Raw genomic sequence first — 16945 nt, 5'->3', positions numbered from 1 at the left:
TCTATATGACTAATATTGTTCTTTTAGTCATATAGACAAGGGAGTGGATGACGATGCAAAATGTTCATGTTCAGGGCTGGGTGGCAGCAGGGTTCGAAGAAGTGGAGAAGGAGTTTGTGCGGAACTTTACGACGCGTAACGAAACTGGAGCGGCATGCGCCGTCTATGTTCGAGGAATGAAGGTTGTAGATTTATGGGGAGGAGTAGCCGACCCTTACCGCAGGACACCATGGGAAGAGCATACGATGGTTCCGGTATTTTCAAGTACAAAAGGCTTTGCTGCGCTGGCTGGGGCACTGGCTGTATCGCGTGGGCTGCTGGATTATGATGAGAAGGTTTGCACTTATTGGCCTGAATTTGCAGTTCATGGAAAGGAGGATATTTCGGTTCGGCAGCTGTTGTCCCACCAAGCTGGACTGTGCACGTTGGATACATTACAATTGGAGAAGTTTGATGATTTAGACACTGCTCAGGTTGCTCCTAAGCTTGCCCAATTGAAACCTGAGTGGACACCAGGTACGATGCACGGTTATCACGCTTGGACGTTAGGCTGGTATATTGGAGAGCTTATTCGGAGAGTAGATTCAAGAGGAAGAAGCTTGGGCCGATTTTTTCAAGAGGAAATTGCGAACCCGCTTGGAGCGGAATTCTTTATCGGGCTGCCAAAGGATGTGCCGGATACAAGGCTGGCTCAAGTAAGAGGCATTAACAGCCCTGTTCAACTATTGAAGCATTTACGTGGGATTCCATTCTCAATGCTGCTGGCTTTCATGAATCCACGCTCGTTGACAGCGCGCAGTATGGTAGATCCGAAGCGCTTAGTTGCGAATGATCATTTCAATCGCCGCGAAATGCTGGCCATTGAGTTCCCATCCGGCAACGGAATCGGAGAAGTGCGGGCAATGGCCTGTATATATGGGGAATTTGCTGCTGGGGGCAAGCAATTGAAGCTGTCCGAAGCAGCAAAACAAGCGTTAGAGGCACCGCCGAAGCTGCCGTCAACTGGCGCATACGACCATGTCAATCGGACGAAGCTGGCTTATTCTGTCGGCTTATGGAAACCGATTGAAGGGCATAAGTTCAGCAGCAGCCATCGAGCTTATGGACACCCAGGCGCTGGCGGATCATTCTGTTATGCAGATCCGGATTATGAGCTGGGCTATGCTTATGGATTAAATGTAATTGGTGGATATATGGATAATAATCCGCGTGAAAATGCGGTGCGCCAAGCGGTATATCGCTGTTTGAAGTAAAGGAGAGATTAATTATTCCAAAGTTCAGTGAAACCGAGAAAGAAGCCGTTCGTGCTTGTCTGATGACTACGGGCAAGAATCTGTTCATTCAATATGGATTGAAAAAACGAGCGTAGATGAAATTGTAAAAGCATGCGGCATTGCAAAGGGATCTTTTTATGCTTTTTTCCAATCGAAGGAAGAACTATATTATGCCATAATGCAGGAGGAAGAGGCTTTCAAGGAGCAAAAGATTCAAGAAATGCTGGCCAGTGATCAATCTCCTAAGGAATTGCTAAAGGGTTTATTCGAGTTGTCCTTTGAGCTGCTGGAGACGAATCCTTTCCTGAAGCGGATTCAGCAACGAGAAGAATATGAACTGTTAATCCGCAAACTGCCGAAGGAAACGCTCGAATCCCATATTCAAGCTGATAATGATGCCGGCGCTGCCCTAATTAAGCAATGGCAACAGAAGCATGTAATCATAGATGAAGATCCAGAGGTGATTATCGGGTTGCTTCGGTCAGTCATGATGCTCTCGATGCACAGAGATGAAATTGGCTCTAAGTTCGTGCAGGTGAAGGATTTACTTTTGGAATGCGTTACAGAAGGACTGCTTCGTAAATAACGGCATAAGATAAATCAGAGTGCAAGAAGGCCCCAAGATGATATCTCAGGGCTATCTTGCAAGTGCTGCGTCCAACTTTTATAGCAATTTATCTCTGAAAGGCGTTACCAGTTGTAATTCTGCGCGTTCTTGGAGATCCTGCATATTTCTTATAAGGTCCGTGCGATTGTTCTGAATGTAGCTTGCTGTTTCTAGCAATGCTGTCTCCATGTGAGCGGCATGGGTTGGAATGATAATCGTTGGTAGATTCATAGAGTGTACGAAGTCGTATGACTTGAATCGATAGCCTAAGCAGATGAATGGAATGCCAGCCGCTGCTGACAATACGTTGGCGTGCAGTTTGAAGTTTACCGTAAAGTCGAATTTTTGTGCTAATTTTAAATAGGCATCAAGCGAATGGAGCTCAGGATCGAATACAACATGTTCCGGAAATCCGATCTTTTGCTGCAATCGTTTTGCGGCTTCGCGATCTGGGCCCCATACAACATAAATATAGATTTTGTACCCCTCTCGAATCCAGCGCTGCGCTGCATGGGCAAGCTCATCTTCTAATGCTGCCTCATTCCGGCCATAAATGCGGTTGTAAGACGTTCCCCAATTGAGTCCGATCCAGCGTTCATCTGTTCGTTCTGCTTGATGGACGGAAGACGGGAGTGGAGCCAACATAGCAGGATCTCCGCTTATGGAGACCCGATCCATTGGTGCGCCGCTGTGTGACAAATATTCATGCGTCCATGGACCTCGTATGCCGCAATATGCCGCACTTCGGATAACTTCCTGCAGCATTGCGCGATATACGGCACTATCAGCTGCAGGCTCAGGGCTGAAGGATCGGTCGTCATTGATCATTAATCGACTGAGGCGATCATGCCCGCTGCCCCAGATGATTGTCGTCTTGTTCTTCTTGGCCGCATTGTACATGATATCAACATATCCCGGAATAAGGAGAGATCCTCCTCCGAGCACAACGGTGTCATACGGGTCAATATCGTTCAAATCAACCCCAGGCAATGAAGGAATGATTTCATACTTATCCTGTTCGAGATAACGGCTGGACATATGCCGGAACATGTCCCACATCCACTCATCCCCAAAATTATTGTAACCAATCCATCCAAGATATAATATTTTTCTTTTCATTAACGACTAGCCTCCTGTCGGCAAGCTTGCAGGATGACTTTCTGATAAAGCTCTGCCAGCTGAATCACGATTTTGTGAATATCGAAATGTTCTAATGTCCATTGACGACCCTGAAAACCGATTTTGCGCAAAGTCGCTTTATGAGTAAAAGCCTGGCGCAGTGCATTGGCGATCACTTCCTCGGAAGGCTTGCACTTAGACGCATGGTCTCCGAAATACTGATCCCACGCTTGTGCATACGCTGCTGGAGTAACAAGACCGAAATATCCGTGGTTGCCGACAGCAAGCACCGGCTTACCGCAAGCCATCGCTTCCAAGGCTACTCTTCCTGTACCGACGACAATATCAGCCAGACTTAAATAATCGCGAACGTTTTTTTGCTTCCTACCATATGAATGAACCTCTTGCCAATTTCATGTTCGATGCTGTTGGCCAACTCGTAAATTTCCTGATATTGATGTCCATCTCCGACGATGACAACATGCAGCTGTGAGCTGCCTTCCAAGTGCAGTCTTCTAGCAGCCCAAATAAGCATTGTACACACATAGGCCTTATCCCATGACAATCTGCTTGTGTATACGATGGTATCCGCACTGTCTGGTAAGCCGAGCTGGCTCCGAAGAGAGGAGGAGTCTACTTCAAAGAAGTCGTCTGGATTTACTCCGTTTGGAATGAGCTCGGATCGTATATTCATGCGCTCTAAAAATTGCTGCACAGGCTTGCTTACACTAATAATGGCGTCGCTATATTGATTCATACGCAATAATTGTTCTTCGGGATAATACATGCCATGAGCGGTGAATACAACGGGAATTCCCAGTTCCTTCGCAGCCATTGCAGCATATAGACCAGATGGTGTCTGATGGACGTGAACGACGCTAATTTTCCGCGATTTCATTACTTGTTGTAAAGTGGAGATGATTTTCTGGAGCCTGTAATCCTGCAAATGAAGAAGGACTCCTGGAGATACATCCACTGCATGAATTGGACAGCCTGCTCGGGCAAAAGCTCCATACATACTACCGCTTGCTCCCGCGTATATGGAATGTATTCCGAGTTTCCTCAGCGCTTTGACAATGCTCAGCACATGCGTTTCCGTACCGCCAACTGCTAAGCTGTCCATCACCATCAGCACGCGGATATGATTAGATTTCATTCTTAGGATCCTGCTTTTTTGAAAAATATTTTCGGGAACGTTGGTTTGGATGACTGCGGTAGTAATAGAGAACGTCGGGGAGATTTTCAATATTTAAATGGTTCGGATCCAGACAACGCGCAATAAATTCATAATCTTCTGCACCTTTTATACGTCTTGAATGCCCGCCCTTACGATCAAATAGAGCGCCACGCATCATGACCGTACCATGGCACACACAGTGTCCGCCGTTATTATAGGTTGTGCGGATATGCTGTCCATAGCGCAGCCATTTGGGCTTGGTCTCTATCTTATTCGGATCGTTTTCGAATACGTAATAGTTTGTTCCAAGCATTTCAATATTTTGATGTTCTTCAAGATAATTAATCTGCTTCTCCAGCCGTTCTGCATGGGAAATGTCGTCAGAGTCTTGGATTGCAATATATTCGCCTTTTGCCATAAATAAGCCTACCGTCATTGCTCCAGCATATCCAATATTTCGCGGCAGCGTCATTGTAAGAAAGGAATTATGATTGGGCAAATATGCGCGGTTGTTGAGAAGCCAGTCATGAATCTGTTGAATGGAATCATCAGTGGATCCATCATCAACCAGGATGATTTCCCAATTCGTATACGTCTGCTGAAGAATGCCGTTCAGACAATCCTGCAGGTAATTTGCACGGTTGTAATTCGGGATTACCACACTGACGAGCCCTTTTATTCGAGAATATGTCATGTTTATACCACTCCACCTTCATAATGTAGCCAAATAAAATTATATAATGCGAATATAAGATATGGATTTCAATTGAAATATGGCGTACTGGCCATTCTCATAGCCAGACACGCTTGACGTGCGCAATGTTAATTTGTTTTCATCCACCGATACAAGCGTACCGGTTGTTGTTTCCAACGCAGTCGCAACTTGCAGGTTAGAACCGATTAAAGGTCTAAGCTTGTCCATCATATTCATCACCTCCTTGCTCAGATTAACCGGCTTGCAGAGAAATCGCATTGGCCAATTGCACGATAACGACCATGTCATCCGTCTCCAAGATTTCTACATAATCGCTTCCAACTTCTGTGATTGTGCCTTCTACGATACCAGCCGGCGTATTAATAGATACGGATCGATTCACATATCTTTCAACCATTTCATGCAGGGCAGAGGCGGGTGTGGGCAATGGCATATTCAGCTTCTCTATTTCTTTTTTACTTCTGCTTTAAGTCTTGTAATGATAGGATTATCCTCATTTGCATTGCTAAGCAGGGAATCGTGCAATGCTTGCTTGACGATGTTGCTTATTCCTCCTAGCAAAGCCTGCAGCTCTTTTTCATTTGCTCTAAACCACATAAGGTCTCACCTAATTTCTATTTAATCGATATCTTTTTGATCATAGTTTATACGCGTTGCAGAGCATTTGATTGAGCTAAGTTGCAGCCTTTGTGAAAATTGTTTGTTTTTATGACAGTAAATGTCATTTATTTTCAAAACTTTACGTTTCTTTCAAAATAATATTAGCTTACATTTAGATATTTCCTAGAAAGAGTTGACTTTCCTCTTAGTTGTAACTATAATGGTTACATCAAGAGAGATATTTTTTTGTGCTAGATGTAACGGTTTATGTTACAGCGAGTTTATATACAGAAGGCGAGGAAACGATAATGACAGTAAAGATTAAAGCCTATTCTGATTTTATATGTCCATTTTGTTTTCTGGGCAAAGGACCATTGGATGAGATTGTAAAGGAAAAAGATGTTGAAGTAGAATGGATGCCGTTCGAATTGCGTCCGGAGCCATATCCGAAGATCGATCCATGGAACGAACCGGATAAGTTGGGATCATGGGATGCATTCATTAAGCCAACAGCGGAGAAATTGGGAATAGATATGCGTTTGCCGCATGTATCTCCACATCCGTATACGAATTTGGCTTTTGAAGGATATCAATTTGCGAAAGAGCAGGAGCTCGGCAATGAATATATTCATCGCGTGTTCACAGCCTTTTTCCAAGAAGAGCAAAATATTGGGGAAATCGATGTGTTGACGAAGCTAGCTGAAGAGCTTGGCTTGGATGCAGAAGCATTCCGCACGGCGCTCGTTTCCCGAAAATATCGTGAAGTGCATCAAGAGGCGATCAAGCATGCCTATGAAGCTCGCATTTCGGCAGTGCCAACATTCATCATCGGTGATCAGGTCATTCAAGGGCTGGCCAGCAAAGAACGGTTGGCTCATGCAATTGATCAGGCAGCAGCCAAGGAGCCTTTTGACTCTGTTGAAGGTATGCAGTGCGACCTCAATGGAAACTGCTAAGTTTATCTAGTATACAAATCAAATCATTCCTAAATGGAGGAAATTTCAATGACAACATTAAAAGAGGCAATCATCAACCGCCGTTCCATTCGCAAAGTAACTAAAAATCCAGCTATTACAGAAGAACGAATCCGCGAAATTTTGAAAACATCCTTGCATGCCCCAACGTCATTTAATATGCAAAGCGGCCGTGTGGTCGTATTGTTGGACGGTGAGCATGAGAAGTTCTGGGACATCGTGAAAGAAACGCTGCGTGCTCGCGTTCCGGCAGAGAACTTTGATGCGACTGTACAAAGACTGGCAGGCTTCCGCGATGGCGTGGGAACAATCTTGTTCTTCGAGAACCAAGCAACGATTCAAAGCATGCAAGAAAATGCTCCTAGCTATAAAGAGCAATTCCCGTTCTGGTCTCATCAAGGCAGTGCGATGCTGCAATATGCAGTATGGACTTCGTTGGAAGCGGAGGGCATCGGAGCTTCCCTTCAGCACTACAACCCTATTGTAGATGAAGAAGTGAAGCGTACATGGAATATTCCGCAAGAGTGGACGTTGATCGCGCAAATGCCGTTCGGTGAGCCGAATGAACAACCAGGCGAACGCAGCTTCCTGCCGTTTGAAGAAGTTGTAAGTTTCCATAAATAAGATTATGCATCCTATTGTTACAGTGGGAGGGTTGGATATGGAAAGTCAGCAAGCGAATGTAGACATTATCCGCCGCACCTATGAGGGACCTGAATTTCTGCTTGAAGCATTAACTGACAGCACAGTATGGACGGAAGCAGAAGGGTATCCGTACGGTGGCACGTTCCATGGAGCAGCCAGCATCAAGAGCAACGTATTTGATCGCTTAGGAACAGAATGGGACAACTTTGTTGCCACTGTACACACCTACCATGAGGTTTCAAGTCAAAAGATTGTAATTACAGAGGGCGTTTATACCGGAACATACAAGGCTACAGGGAAATCCATTCGTGCAGACTTCGCACATGTATGGAGGCTTGCTGATGGGAAGATAGCAGCATTCAAGCAATACGTTGATAGTCATATTGTTGTTCAGGCTATGTCTTAGCATGATTAATAGAAGAAGCATGTCTCTCCTCGCGAGGGCATGCTTCTTTGTGTGTGGAGCGCCGTCTCCTATTCATTATCCCATATCACTCGTCAATTAACTCCAATAAATAATCCGTGTAATGCTCCTCATTCATTGTCGATATTGCGGCACGAAGTTCATCCTGAGCTTGATCAGGAGATAGAGCTTCATAGTCAGATACCTGCATATTTGTCATTCGTGCCTGAAAATCAGTTGAACTATGTTGTTCGATATATTGAATCACTTGCTGCATGGGCATTTTTTTGAGTGCCCATATACTGATGCTGCCACTCATTGAAGAAGCCTCCCTTGATTGATTGTATTCGTAAGATCGTTAATGTTATCGTGTCCGATTTCCTATGCTTAGATTCTCAATCTTGTTCGATGAAGTTGACAGTGCAGCAGCAGAGGAGTAGGATGGGTATATCAAGAATTGAACAACTGTTCAAAACGTTTGTTCAAAACTGCGATTCAATGAATGTGGCAAGTCAACGTAGCACTCATACATCAATAACATCATGAGAGGAGAACAGGTATGGTACAAAATACAAATGACGTGAAGGTGAAAATTCTCGATGCAGCGAAGAAGCTGTTTGCACGCAATGGGTTCGAAGGCACTTCAGTGCGTCAAATTTGCGAGGAAGCAGGAGTGGCGATTGCGCTTGTTTCCTATCATTTTGGCGGCAAGGAGAAGGTGTTCTATGCACTGTTTGAATCGTTGATTCCCCACTATGTTACGACAACCTATACGTTGAAAGACCCAGTTTCGGATTTTACGCATTTCATCCATCAATTTGTCGTGCTGCGCCAGTCCGAGCCTGAACTTATCAATTTACTGCAGCAGGAGATCATTATGCAGAGTCCGCGCATGGAGAAATTGCAGAAATTGCAGGCTTATGTGTACACGCTATGGAAGCAGCTTCGCGACATAATAGAAGCAGGAAGAGAGCAGGGATGCTTCCACTTCACATCCTTGAAGCAGACACTGCATTTCATTATAGGAGCGCTAATCTTCACGCGGAATGTACCTGCACTTGATGATTTGTTCGAGACAACGGGGAAGGAAGAACACACAGAGAGTATGGAAGAGATTTCGGCTAGCACCGTTCATTTTCTATTGAATGGATTACAGTAAATTCTTATCGTTACCATCACGAATACTTGCAATTGCTTGAATGTTCCAATAGGGAGGACTACAATATGAATACATCCATTATTCTATTATTTTTATTTGCCTTTACGATTCACAATTTAGAAGAGGCAGTGTGGCTGACCAGACAATCTTCCGCAGCAGGGAAGGTTAAGCTGCATAAAGCAGTTTCTCAGGATCAGTTTTTGTTCGGTTTATTTTGGGTTACCGGATTAGCCTATTTGATTACGGCTCTCTATATCATCTATCCAGACATTTCATTGTTCAAATACGCGTATTTTGGCTATGTGGGCGGAATGATCTTCAACATCATCTTCCCGCATTTGATCTCAACGATTATCGAACGCTGCTACTCGCCAGGTTTAGTTACTGGTCTATTGGTCATCATTCCGATTAATAGCCTCATTATGAAAGCGGGGCTTACTGCAAATGTAATTACAGCTAGTGAGCTTATTATCAGCACAATCATTGCCGGTGTTGTCATTATGACCAGTATTCCATTAAGCTTCAAGGCAGGCAAAAAGCTTATTACATACTAACCTTTTAAGTATATCAATACTTACGAAATTGAATACCGGATCGTATAAGCAGTATGCGCCAATCGGGTAGAAAAACTATTCGGTTGGCGCTATCTGTTTTTTATTTTGGATAGGTGTCACAAATCGTAGATTATGGTTGTTATATAGCTTGGAAAGCATCAAGGGAGGTGAACCTGTGGAACTATCCAGCCCGGGGGAACGACAACAAAAGCAGCAATTTATCGAAGCCATTGTTGTTAAAGTGCAAGAAGGAGATGCTGAGGCCTTTGCAATCCTCATTCATCATTTCGAAAAGCAGATATACAGCTATTGCTACTATCTATTAGGGAGTCGAGAAGAAGCAGAAGATGCTTTGCAGGAAATTTTCATACAGGCTTACCGCAATATAAAGCAATACATACGGAACACAAACTTTGCAGCATGGTTGTATAAAATCACTTATAACCACAGCATGAACGTACTGAAGAAAAGGAATCGCTGGTATCGGCTGCTCTTGCGCTGCAGAGAACTTGAACCTAGTTCTTCTCCAGCACATCAAGAAGCAATTGTTGAGAATCTGCTCGAACTGTTGACCGTGGAGGAGAGGCATATTTTGCTGCTCCGAGCGGTTGAGCAATACAGCTTTAATGAAATAGCGGATATTATGGACACCAACCCGGCCACGATTCGAAAGAAATATGAGCGGCTGCGCACGAAGCTTCGGAATAACGATAAGGAGGTCTTTGCGAATGGCGAAATGGTCCAATCGAACTAAGCTGACCGATCAAGAAATCAATCAGCTTGAACAAATCATTCACGATACCGAAATGCCGGTCTATACATACAGTCATCGGATCATGAATCGGATTCGGGAAGAGAAGGCAGCGAAGAAGAAATCGATCTGGAAGCCAGCATTGATCGCTACCTCCTTAGCAGCCGTTATTAGCGGCGGTTTAGTTGGAAGCGGGTTCGTCTCATCAACGATGGCGCATGCATTAAGCAAGCTGCCCTTCATCGGCGTCGTGTTCCAGCAAACCGGCGATTTTGGCCTTTCTTACGCGGTTGATAACAATTTGGTTACGAAAATTAATCAATCCATCACTCATGACGGGGTTACGCTTCGAATTAAAAACATAGTTTATGATGGCATCCGCTTGGCTTTTACGTGGGAGCGTGAAGGCGAAAATCTGTCTTCCTATCTGTTCAGTCCCTCTTTAACAGACGATAGGGGAGTAATTCGTCGAATTCGTTTCTTAGACTCTTCACTTGAGGAGATAACATACGACTTAAGTTTAAGTATGTACCAAATTCCTGGAGACCCAGATTCGGGTATTTCAGTTAGTTGGAGTGAACCCTCAGTAACGAGAAACGGAAATCTCAGCAGCGAGCCGAAACCGCTACCCGATGAGTTCAATATCCGCATGAATGTATCATTATCGGGAGTTCGGGAGGTGTTCATGTTCAATATTCCGGTGAAGAAAAATACGAAAAATATTAAATTTACAGAGAATATGACGAAATCTTATGACGGTCTTAGCCTGTCGCTTGAGAAATTGGAGTTAACCCCAATCACGACGCGAGTGATGCTGAGAGGAATAGGAGAAATGCAGCATGTACCCGATAAATTTATAGGTCCGAAAAAAGACTTTGGACTGCGCGATAACCTGCTGTTCAGTGCAGACGTGTTCGATGATCAGGGGAACAAGGCAAAAGGACTGGTACATGCGGGCCTTGGAGGATTAGCTAATAAGTACGAAGAGTCGAATGATTATGGATTGGATTTGCTGTTCGAGCCGTTCCCGCAAAGGCCGAAGTCGATTACGATCAAGCCTTTTTTGTATGATTATGAATCGTTAGAAGCCAGAAAGGTAGAAAAGCATTATATGAAAGAGCTAGAGTTCACCATAGAGCTGGAGAAGGAATAACGTCGTAGGATCGAGGAAGGAGAGGCAGCAAGTATGGGGAAATGGAGAGTCGCGATCATGCTGCTTATGATCATCGCATGGATAAGCGGATGTGCCGGGAAGATGCAAGAGCAGGATAAGCCCATTCAGGAAAGTAAAATCAAGGTGCTGTATCAGGATGAATACGCGTACTACGTCGATATCGATAAAATAAAAATGATGAACTATCCACTGGATCAAATCGAATTTATTGTCCAGACGAATGAGTTTGCCAAGTTCAAGGATGGAAAATCACTCGATGAGTTTTACGAGGGGCAGAAAAAGTTTCTAGACAGGCACAAGCCGGATGTCATTGTTGTTGATGAGAACCTGTTCTCGGATACCGCGCGCGAAGGGAAGCTCTATGACATGGAGGCTGATCTGCAAGAAGAAAGCTTTCATCTAAACGAGTTTATGCCTGGACTGATCGAGCGATTAAAAAGCAGAGGGGACGGGGAGCTGTATGGAATAGCCCCCTATTTCTACAGACAAGTCTTATTTTACAATAAGGACTTGTTCGAGAAGCATCACGTTGCGCCTCCGCGAAGCAATATGACATGGGATGAGGTGCTGGAGCTGGCTGGACAAATCTCCGATCCCGGTTCGGGAAAGCGGGATTTTCACGGCATTTATCATACATATTCCGCCGCCCCGGCGATGATGTACCAGATCGGTTCTTCTTCCGGACTGAGCTTGTTCGACGAGAAGGGGGAGAAGCTGCTGATCGATACAGACGGATGGAAGCATGTCATAAAGAAAATGACAGAAGCAGTGAGAAGCCGTGCGCTGCTCGTTCATCCGAAAGAGCGCAACATGACCCATGATGGGATTTTTTTTAGATGGGGATTCTGCCATGTTGATCGGTGATCCATCCTTTATTCATAAAGATGTGATGCAGCCGGACGATAAGAGGAAATTACACAAAAAATGGGGCGCCCTGTCGCCGCCTGGCAATCCGAAGTTGGCAGAGGCGAATATGAAGCTGCCCTATGTGTATGCAGTAGCAGCAGATTCCGATAACAAGCAGGCCGCGATGGAATTCGTGAAATTCATCAATGGCAAGAAAACAATGGCGACACATTCCCAACGCTTTATGTATGACTATGCGCCGACGCGCATGGGCAATCTGAATGATTTTGATTCAACAGTAACAGAGCCGTTCTATCAATTGAAGCCGCAGAGGAAAGACGGCATATGGGACAACCGGAATGTACCTCGTGATTTCTTTCTCGTTTTCGAACCAATCTTGTCGGAAGAACTGCAAGCGGTCATTGACGGGAAGAAACAGTAGACCAAGCCGCTGCCGAATTAAAGGAGAAGGGGCAAGCTGCATTACGCCAATTACGGGACAAAGCGCGTTCGAGTGATTCAACTGCTAAGTAAACACATGAGTACCCGTATCGGTAAGCATCGGGCTGTTGCGTAAATTAGGTGAGAAGGAGAGTAGGAGGATATCTATGAAAAGGGTATGGAGAACGGGGATTTTCATGCTGACGATCTTATCCTTGCTGAGCAGTTGCGGCGAACAAAAAGAAGAACTCGAGCCACTTCAAGCAGGAACAATCAAGGTCGTCTATCTCGATGAGGAATCATTCTTTGAGGATTACGGGAAATACTTCAAATTACAATTTCCGCAAATTGACGTGGAAGTGATCAGCAAGTCGAAGCTCATTACCGAATTCAATCATGTCAATGATTATAAGGAAGCAACTAGGAAGTTCCTGAATACATACAATCCTGATGTATTGCTGTTAGATGAGGAGATGTTCAAAGCCTTCGTTGAGGAGGGCAAGCTGTATAACTTGGAGACAGCCATTCATCAAGATAACTTTGATGTGGATGGGTTCATGCCTGGACTTATCGACAAGCTCAAGGCGTTAGGCAAAGGGGATCTGTACGGCCTTGTGCCGCGCGTCATCGTACATGCCCTGTACTACAATGAGGATCTGTTCAAGGAATATCAGATTGAACCGCCGAAAAATAAAATGTCTTGGCAGGAGCTAATGGATTTGGCAGGCAGATTTACGGGTCAAGGCAGTGGCGGGCACGTGTACGGCTTGGAGGAAACCTATTCCGATCCCGGACGCGAGGTACTGAATATCGGCTTCGACTCTGGCTTACAGCTATTCGACGAGAAGGCAGAACAAGTGCTTATCAATACGGACGGCTGGAAAAGCGTTATGAAGCTCGTCACGGATGGAATCCGCAGCGGGTCGATTATTTTACATTCTAATGGCAGCAAAAAACATTTTATGAACAAAGAAGCGGCAATGACGTTCGATTCGCCAGGTCTCATGCTGTCGCTCAAGCAAAACGGAATTCATATGAATTGGGGCATCGTAACCATGCCCGTGCTTCGCAATGATGAGTCCGTGAATATAAATTCGCGTGAAATCTTCGCCATATCAGCCGATTCTCCCAATAAGCGGGCGGCTTGGGAGTTGGTCAAGCTCGTGAACGGAGCTGAAATGGCAAAAGCCCTTTCCAAAACATACAACGGGACGTTGCCGTCGCGGACAGGATATTTGAAAGAATATGACGGCAAAAGTCTTGAGGCCTTCTATATGCTGAAAGTGAGGGAAACAGCGAAAAAATGGGGGAACGCTCATGTTCCGGAGCCCTTTTTTCGCATGTACGTAGAGCCGCTGCGAGCAGAAATGCAGGCCGTGATAGAGAATCAAAAAACGATTGATGAAGCAGCCGCCGTGTTGGAGAAAGTTGGACAAAAGGTGCTGATGCAAGCACGCAATGAAACCAGAAAATAAGGTATCGTTGATAGGAAGCTATGAGGCAGCATACAACATATGTGTCGTCCCAAAAACGACAATAAAAAGGTGAAAGCGAGAGAAATATGTATAAAAAATGGAAAGTTGGACTCCTATTGCTGACAATCACGTCACTATTGGGCGGTTGCTTTGGTGGAAATTCAGAGATGGCGCCGTTGAAAGACGGCAAAGGGAAGCTCAGGATCGTGTATAAGGATGAGGAATCATTCAATCGAGATTATGGGAACTTATTTCTGATGAAATATCCGGATATTGAAGTTGAAGTCATCGCCCAGGATGAATTGTTTGAACAAGCTAAGAATTCCCCCTTTGACTTGAACGAGGAAAAGAAGAGAGTAATAGAAAAGTATAAGCCCGATGTATTGCTGCTGAACGAGAGCATGTTCGAAGCCTTTGCCCAAGACGGGAGGCTATATGATCTCGATATGGTCATTAACCAGGATAAATATGATATTGCCGGCTTCATGCCGGGACTTATCGACAGACTGAAAGAGAAGGGGAACGGGAAGCTGTACGGATTGGCACCCTATTTCGAGACTCCTGTGTTGTATTACAATCGTGGGTTGTTCAAAGAATATAATATCGAACCGCCGAGAGATAAAATGAGCTGGAAAGAATTGTTGGACTTAGCGGGCAGATTCGCGAACGCAGGGGCATATGGACTGTATCAGACGGAGAAACCCGAAAAGCTGTTGTATGATATTGCGGCTGCCTCTGGGCTCCGTCTGGTTGACAATAAAGGACAGAAACTGCTGATTCAATCCGAGGGCTGGAAGGAAGCTGTAACGATGACTGCGGATGCAATCCGCAATAAGTCCGTGTACATACCAGAGCAAGACGCAAACAATGAGCGCATGGATCGTTTTTACGAGCCTTTTCACCAAGAAAAAGCCGCGATGACATTTCAAGAGTCCTGGTTCACTGTTCGTTTGAAAGAAGTTCCGATGTATGAAAAAACGCCGAAGATTGATTGGGGCATCGTCACAACTCCGGTCGATCCGGCCAGCCCGAATGAATCAGCCTATGTACACTTATCGGAAATTTATGCGATATCCGCAGATTCAGAAAATAAGCGAGCGGCATGGGAATTTATTCAATTCGTAAATGGAACGGACATGGCTCAGATTGCCGCACTGGGGAATAACGGGAAGATGCCGACGCGCACGGGCTATTTTAAGGAGCTGGATGGCAGAAGCACGGAACCGTTCTATCTCCTAAAGCCGAAAGAAGGCAGAGGGCTGCTGGAAGACAAGAACATTCCTCACGGATTTTACGACTTATTTGACCCGCTGTTGTCAGAGGCATTGCAAGCGATCATAGATAAACAGAAGACGATAGAAGAAGCGCTCATGGAGCTGGATATGAAGGGGCAGCAAGCATTAATAAAAGCGCGTGAAGCGGCAGCGAAGAAATCGTAAGGTAATCTTATAATCTGGTTCTGTGCATGCGGAGCCAAATGCATAAATTTCACAGGGGAGAGAAGAGAATTGCGAGTGCAAAAAATCTGGAAAATGGGGATAATGCTCCTTCTCATCATGTCCTTGGTAAGCGGCTGTTTCGGGAACGACTCGGAATCGGAGTCCGTCAAGAAGGTTAAAGGGACAATTAAAGTCGTCTACCAGGATGAAGAGGCATTTTATCGAGATTATGGGCAATTGTTCAAATTGAAGCACCCCGAAATTGACGTCGAAGTTGTCAGTAAATCGGAGCTGTATTCCAAGTTCAACCAGCCCGATTTCGATTTTGGGAAGGAGTCGCAAAAACTGCTGGATAAGTATCAGCCGGACGTATTGTTGTTGGATGAGGAAAAGTATAAAGAATTTGCCCAAGGCGGGAAGCTGTATGCGATCGACGGGGCCATTAAGCAGGATCGCTTTGATATTGAAGGTTTCATGCCAGGACTTATCGACAGGCTCAAAGTGTTGGGCAAGGGGACGCTGTACGGGTTGACGCCCAGCATTGATACCTCTGTATTATACTACAATCGAGATATATTCAAGGAGCATAATATCGAGCCTCCTCGAAATCAAATGAGCTGGAAGGAATTTTTTGAACTGGCTGCAAGAGTAACGAATGCAGGCAGTAAAGATAAACATTTATATGCGATAGACCAGGATATTGGCGGAGCAGACAGCCTGATGTATAGAATTGCTACTTCAACCGCCTTAAGGCTGTTCGATGCTAAGGGAGAGAAGCTGTTAATCGACTCGGCTGACTGGAAGGAGGCCATTCGGCAGGCGACGGATGCGGCGCGGAGTAAGGCGCTGTATACTCCGACCCAAAAAGGCCCTCAACCTGTTGAACCGGAAAAAGGGCTTTTCTTCACAGGACAGGCTGCGATGAAGCTTGGCAATCCATGGGATTTGAGGGTTCTAAGAGACAAGAAAGGTGCGAAAATCAATTGGGATGTCGTGACGACTCCGGTCGATCCTTTAACGCCCAACGAAACGGGAGATGTGTACTTTCGCGACATTTATGCGATCGCTGCAAATTCCCAGAATAAAGATGCCGCATGGGAATTCATTAAATTTGTAAACGGTGAGGATATGGCGAAGGTGACATCTCGGACGAATGTCGGCATGATTCCTTCTATTCCTTCCCGGCCGGAATATTTCAAAGAGCTGGACGGCAGAAGCACAGAAGCTTTTTATGCGTTGAAGCTGAAAGAGTTTTCTTCGATGGATGTATTGTGGGGCAACAAGAACGTCCCTGAAGAATATATCAGTTCTTTCCAGGCATTGCTGAATGAAGCGCTGCAAGCCATTTTGGACAATGAAAAGTCTGTAGAAGAGGCGGTAAATGAGCTGCAAATGAAGGGGCAAGAAGCGCTTCGGGTTGCGCATGAACTGCAACAGAAGACGCGATTGAACGGAAAAATAACAAATAAAATAGTCCGACATAGGTGGAAAAATCCGTTGAAGCCCAAACTTTAACGGATTTTTTTATTGCTCACCTCTTACGATTGATACCCGAATGACTTGCAACTGACTTACGTCAAGTATATGGTTCG

The 16945-nt window shown here is 45.1% G+C and carries 22 protein-coding genes; 14 read left to right on the top strand and 8 right to left on the bottom strand.

Annotated features, from left to right (window positions below; all coding sequences use genetic code 11):
• The first annotated feature begins 53 nt into the window (after positions 1-53).
• A complete protein-coding gene (locus PAV_RS20145) occupies positions 54-1253 on the top strand; it encodes a serine hydrolase domain-containing protein (RefSeq protein ID WP_005549387.1) in 1200 nt (399 codons plus the stop codon).
• A 55-nt stretch (positions 1254-1308) separates the two neighbouring features.
• A complete protein-coding gene (locus PAV_RS20140; RefSeq protein ID WP_005549384.1) occupies positions 1309-1860 on the top strand; it encodes a TetR/AcrR family transcriptional regulator in 552 nt (183 codons plus the stop codon).
• Positions 1861-1938: 78 nt separating this feature from the next.
• Here the strand turns inward: PAV_RS20140 and PAV_RS20135 are convergent, their stop codons facing one another.
• From PAV_RS20135 to PAV_RS34820, 7 genes are read right to left on the bottom strand one after another with little or no spacing between them, the layout of a single operon-like run.
• The gene (locus PAV_RS20135) at positions 1939-3000 is read right to left on the bottom strand and encodes a polysaccharide pyruvyl transferase family protein (RefSeq protein WP_005549383.1); all 1062 of its coding nucleotides are present in this window, start codon (positions 2998-3000) and stop codon (positions 1939-1941) included.
• A complete protein-coding gene (locus PAV_RS36390; RefSeq protein WP_238555878.1) occupies positions 3000-3344 on the bottom strand; it encodes a glycosyltransferase in 345 nt (114 codons plus the stop codon). Before PAV_RS36390 ends, PAV_RS20135 begins: the two co-directional genes overlap by 1 nt.
• Before the next feature lie 11 nt (positions 3345-3355).
• On the bottom strand, positions 3356-4156 hold the full coding sequence (locus PAV_RS20130; RefSeq protein ID WP_005549379.1) for a glycosyltransferase: 801 nt from the start codon (positions 4154-4156) through the stop codon (positions 3356-3358).
• Positions 4146-4871: a glycosyltransferase family 2 protein gene (locus PAV_RS20125; protein WP_005549376.1), complete on the bottom strand. Its 726-nt coding sequence runs from the start codon at positions 4869-4871 to the stop codon at positions 4146-4148. Before PAV_RS20125 ends, PAV_RS20130 begins: the two co-directional genes overlap by 11 nt.
• Before the next feature lie 39 nt (positions 4872-4910).
• Positions 4911-5102: a hypothetical protein gene (locus tag PAV_RS20120; RefSeq protein ID WP_005549374.1), complete on the bottom strand. Its 192-nt coding sequence runs from the start codon at positions 5100-5102 to the stop codon at positions 4911-4913.
• Positions 5103-5124: 22 nt separating this feature from the next.
• Complete coding sequence (locus PAV_RS20115) at positions 5125-5325, bottom strand: DUF2642 domain-containing protein (protein WP_005549372.1); 201 nt, start codon at positions 5323-5325, stop codon at positions 5125-5127.
• Positions 5326-5336: 11 nt separating this feature from the next.
• Positions 5337-5489, bottom strand: a complete 153-nt coding sequence (locus PAV_RS34820) for a hypothetical protein (RefSeq protein WP_005549370.1) — start codon at positions 5487-5489, stop codon at positions 5337-5339.
• 311 nt (positions 5490-5800) lie between these two features.
• Here PAV_RS34820 and PAV_RS20110 point away from each other — a divergent pair, with 311 nt between their 5' ends.
• Genes PAV_RS20110 through PAV_RS20100 form a run of 3 tightly spaced genes read left to right on the top strand, consistent with a single transcriptional unit; the run spans position 5801 to position 7517 of the window.
• On the top strand, positions 5801-6448 hold the full coding sequence (locus PAV_RS20110; protein ID WP_040736425.1) for a DsbA family oxidoreductase: 648 nt from the start codon (positions 5801-5803) through the stop codon (positions 6446-6448).
• 48 nt (positions 6449-6496) lie between these two features.
• Positions 6497-7090 (top strand): nitroreductase family protein, encoded by a 594-nt coding sequence (locus PAV_RS20105; protein ID WP_005549366.1) that lies wholly within the window; start codon positions 6497-6499, stop codon positions 7088-7090.
• A gap of 37 nt (positions 7091-7127) precedes the next feature.
• Positions 7128-7517 (top strand): nuclear transport factor 2 family protein, encoded by a 390-nt coding sequence (locus PAV_RS20100; RefSeq protein ID WP_005549364.1) that lies wholly within the window; start codon positions 7128-7130, stop codon positions 7515-7517.
• An 85-nt stretch (positions 7518-7602) separates the two neighbouring features.
• On the opposite strand, the gene PAV_RS20095 is transcribed toward PAV_RS20100, so the two are convergent.
• The gene (locus PAV_RS20095) at positions 7603-7833 is read right to left on the bottom strand and encodes a hypothetical protein (protein WP_005549363.1); all 231 of its coding nucleotides are present in this window, start codon (positions 7831-7833) and stop codon (positions 7603-7605) included.
• Between the two features lie 240 nt (positions 7834-8073).
• Between PAV_RS20095 and PAV_RS20090 the strand changes: the two genes are divergently transcribed.
• The 9 genes from PAV_RS20090 (at position 8074) to PAV_RS20050 (ending at position 16868) form a co-directional block, all read left to right on the top strand.
• Positions 8074-8673, top strand: coding sequence for a TetR/AcrR family transcriptional regulator (locus PAV_RS20090; protein WP_005549361.1), 600 nt, complete (start codon positions 8074-8076; stop codon positions 8671-8673).
• A gap of 65 nt (positions 8674-8738) precedes the next feature.
• Positions 8739-9227 carry an HXXEE domain-containing protein gene (locus PAV_RS20085; protein ID WP_005549359.1) on the top strand — a complete coding sequence of 163 codons (489 nt, stop codon included), beginning with the start codon at positions 8739-8741 and terminating at the stop codon, positions 9225-9227.
• Between the two features lie 175 nt (positions 9228-9402).
• Complete coding sequence (locus tag PAV_RS20080; RefSeq protein WP_005549357.1) at positions 9403-9981, top strand: RNA polymerase sigma factor; 579 nt, start codon at positions 9403-9405, stop codon at positions 9979-9981.
• On the top strand, positions 9956-11131 hold the full coding sequence (locus PAV_RS20075) for a DUF4179 domain-containing protein (protein WP_005549356.1): 1176 nt from the start codon (positions 9956-9958) through the stop codon (positions 11129-11131). Before PAV_RS20080 ends, PAV_RS20075 begins: the two co-directional genes overlap by 26 nt.
• A 33-nt stretch (positions 11132-11164) precedes the next feature.
• Positions 11165-12016 (top strand): ABC transporter substrate-binding protein, encoded by an 852-nt coding sequence (locus PAV_RS20070; RefSeq protein WP_005549355.1) that lies wholly within the window; start codon positions 11165-11167, stop codon positions 12014-12016.
• Complete coding sequence (locus PAV_RS20065) at positions 12003-12440, top strand: type 2 periplasmic-binding domain-containing protein (protein ID WP_005549354.1); 438 nt, start codon at positions 12003-12005, stop codon at positions 12438-12440. Before PAV_RS20070 ends, PAV_RS20065 begins: the two co-directional genes overlap by 14 nt.
• Positions 12441-12606: 166 nt before the next feature.
• Positions 12607-13914, top strand: coding sequence for an ABC transporter substrate-binding protein (locus PAV_RS20060; RefSeq protein ID WP_005549353.1), 1308 nt, complete (start codon positions 12607-12609; stop codon positions 13912-13914).
• Positions 13915-14000: 86 nt separating this feature from the next.
• Positions 14001-15353, top strand: coding sequence for an ABC transporter substrate-binding protein (locus PAV_RS20055; RefSeq protein WP_005549352.1), 1353 nt, complete (start codon positions 14001-14003; stop codon positions 15351-15353).
• A 75-nt stretch (positions 15354-15428) separates the two neighbouring features.
• Positions 15429-16868: an ABC transporter substrate-binding protein gene (locus PAV_RS20050; protein WP_157267105.1), complete on the top strand. Its 1440-nt coding sequence runs from the start codon at positions 15429-15431 to the stop codon at positions 16866-16868.
• Positions 16869-16945 lie beyond the last annotated feature (77 nt).

Origin of the sequence: Paenibacillus alvei DSM 29 (assembly GCF_000293805.1) — a bacterium.
Taxonomy (GTDB): Bacteria; Bacillota; Bacilli; order Paenibacillales; family Paenibacillaceae; genus Paenibacillus_B; species Paenibacillus_B alvei.
This window is presented reverse-complemented; position numbering and strand designations above follow the sequence as displayed.

Coding starts and splice junctions, on each gene's coding strand:
- PAV_RS20145 (WP_005549387.1), top strand. CDS start 54: ATGCAAAATGTTCATGTTCAGGGCTGGGTGGCAGCAGGGTTCGAAGAA.
- PAV_RS20135 (WP_005549383.1), bottom strand. CDS start 3,000: ATGAAAAGAAAAATATTATATCTTGGATGGATTGGTTACAATAATTTT.
- PAV_RS20130 (WP_005549379.1), bottom strand. CDS start 4,156: ATGAAATCTAATCATATCCGCGTGCTGATGGTGATGGACAGCTTAGCA.
- PAV_RS20125 (WP_005549376.1), bottom strand. CDS start 4,871: ATGACATATTCTCGAATAAAAGGGCTCGTCAGTGTGGTAATCCCGAAT.
- PAV_RS20120 (WP_005549374.1), bottom strand. CDS start 5,102: ATGATGGACAAGCTTAGACCTTTAATCGGTTCTAACCTGCAAGTTGCG.
- PAV_RS20115 (WP_005549372.1), bottom strand. CDS start 5,325: ATGCCATTGCCCACACCCGCCTCTGCCCTGCATGAAATGGTTGAAAGA.
- PAV_RS34820 (WP_005549370.1), bottom strand. CDS start 5,489: ATGTGGTTTAGAGCAAATGAAAAAGAGCTGCAGGCTTTGCTAGGAGGA.
- PAV_RS20110 (WP_040736425.1), top strand. CDS start 5,801: ATGACAGTAAAGATTAAAGCCTATTCTGATTTTATATGTCCATTTTGT.
- PAV_RS20105 (WP_005549366.1), top strand. CDS start 6,497: ATGACAACATTAAAAGAGGCAATCATCAACCGCCGTTCCATTCGCAAA.
- PAV_RS20100 (WP_005549364.1), top strand. CDS start 7,128: ATGGAAAGTCAGCAAGCGAATGTAGACATTATCCGCCGCACCTATGAG.
- PAV_RS20095 (WP_005549363.1), bottom strand. CDS start 7,833: ATGAGTGGCAGCATCAGTATATGGGCACTCAAAAAAATGCCCATGCAG.
- PAV_RS20090 (WP_005549361.1), top strand. CDS start 8,074: ATGGTACAAAATACAAATGACGTGAAGGTGAAAATTCTCGATGCAGCG.
- PAV_RS20085 (WP_005549359.1), top strand. CDS start 8,739: ATGAATACATCCATTATTCTATTATTTTTATTTGCCTTTACGATTCAC.
- PAV_RS20075 (WP_005549356.1), top strand. CDS start 9,956: ATGGCGAAATGGTCCAATCGAACTAAGCTGACCGATCAAGAAATCAAT.
- PAV_RS20070 (WP_005549355.1), top strand. CDS start 11,165: ATGGGGAAATGGAGAGTCGCGATCATGCTGCTTATGATCATCGCATGG.
- PAV_RS20065 (WP_005549354.1), top strand. CDS start 12,003: ATGTTGATCGGTGATCCATCCTTTATTCATAAAGATGTGATGCAGCCG.
- PAV_RS20060 (WP_005549353.1), top strand. CDS start 12,607: ATGAAAAGGGTATGGAGAACGGGGATTTTCATGCTGACGATCTTATCC.
- PAV_RS20055 (WP_005549352.1), top strand. CDS start 14,001: ATGTATAAAAAATGGAAAGTTGGACTCCTATTGCTGACAATCACGTCA.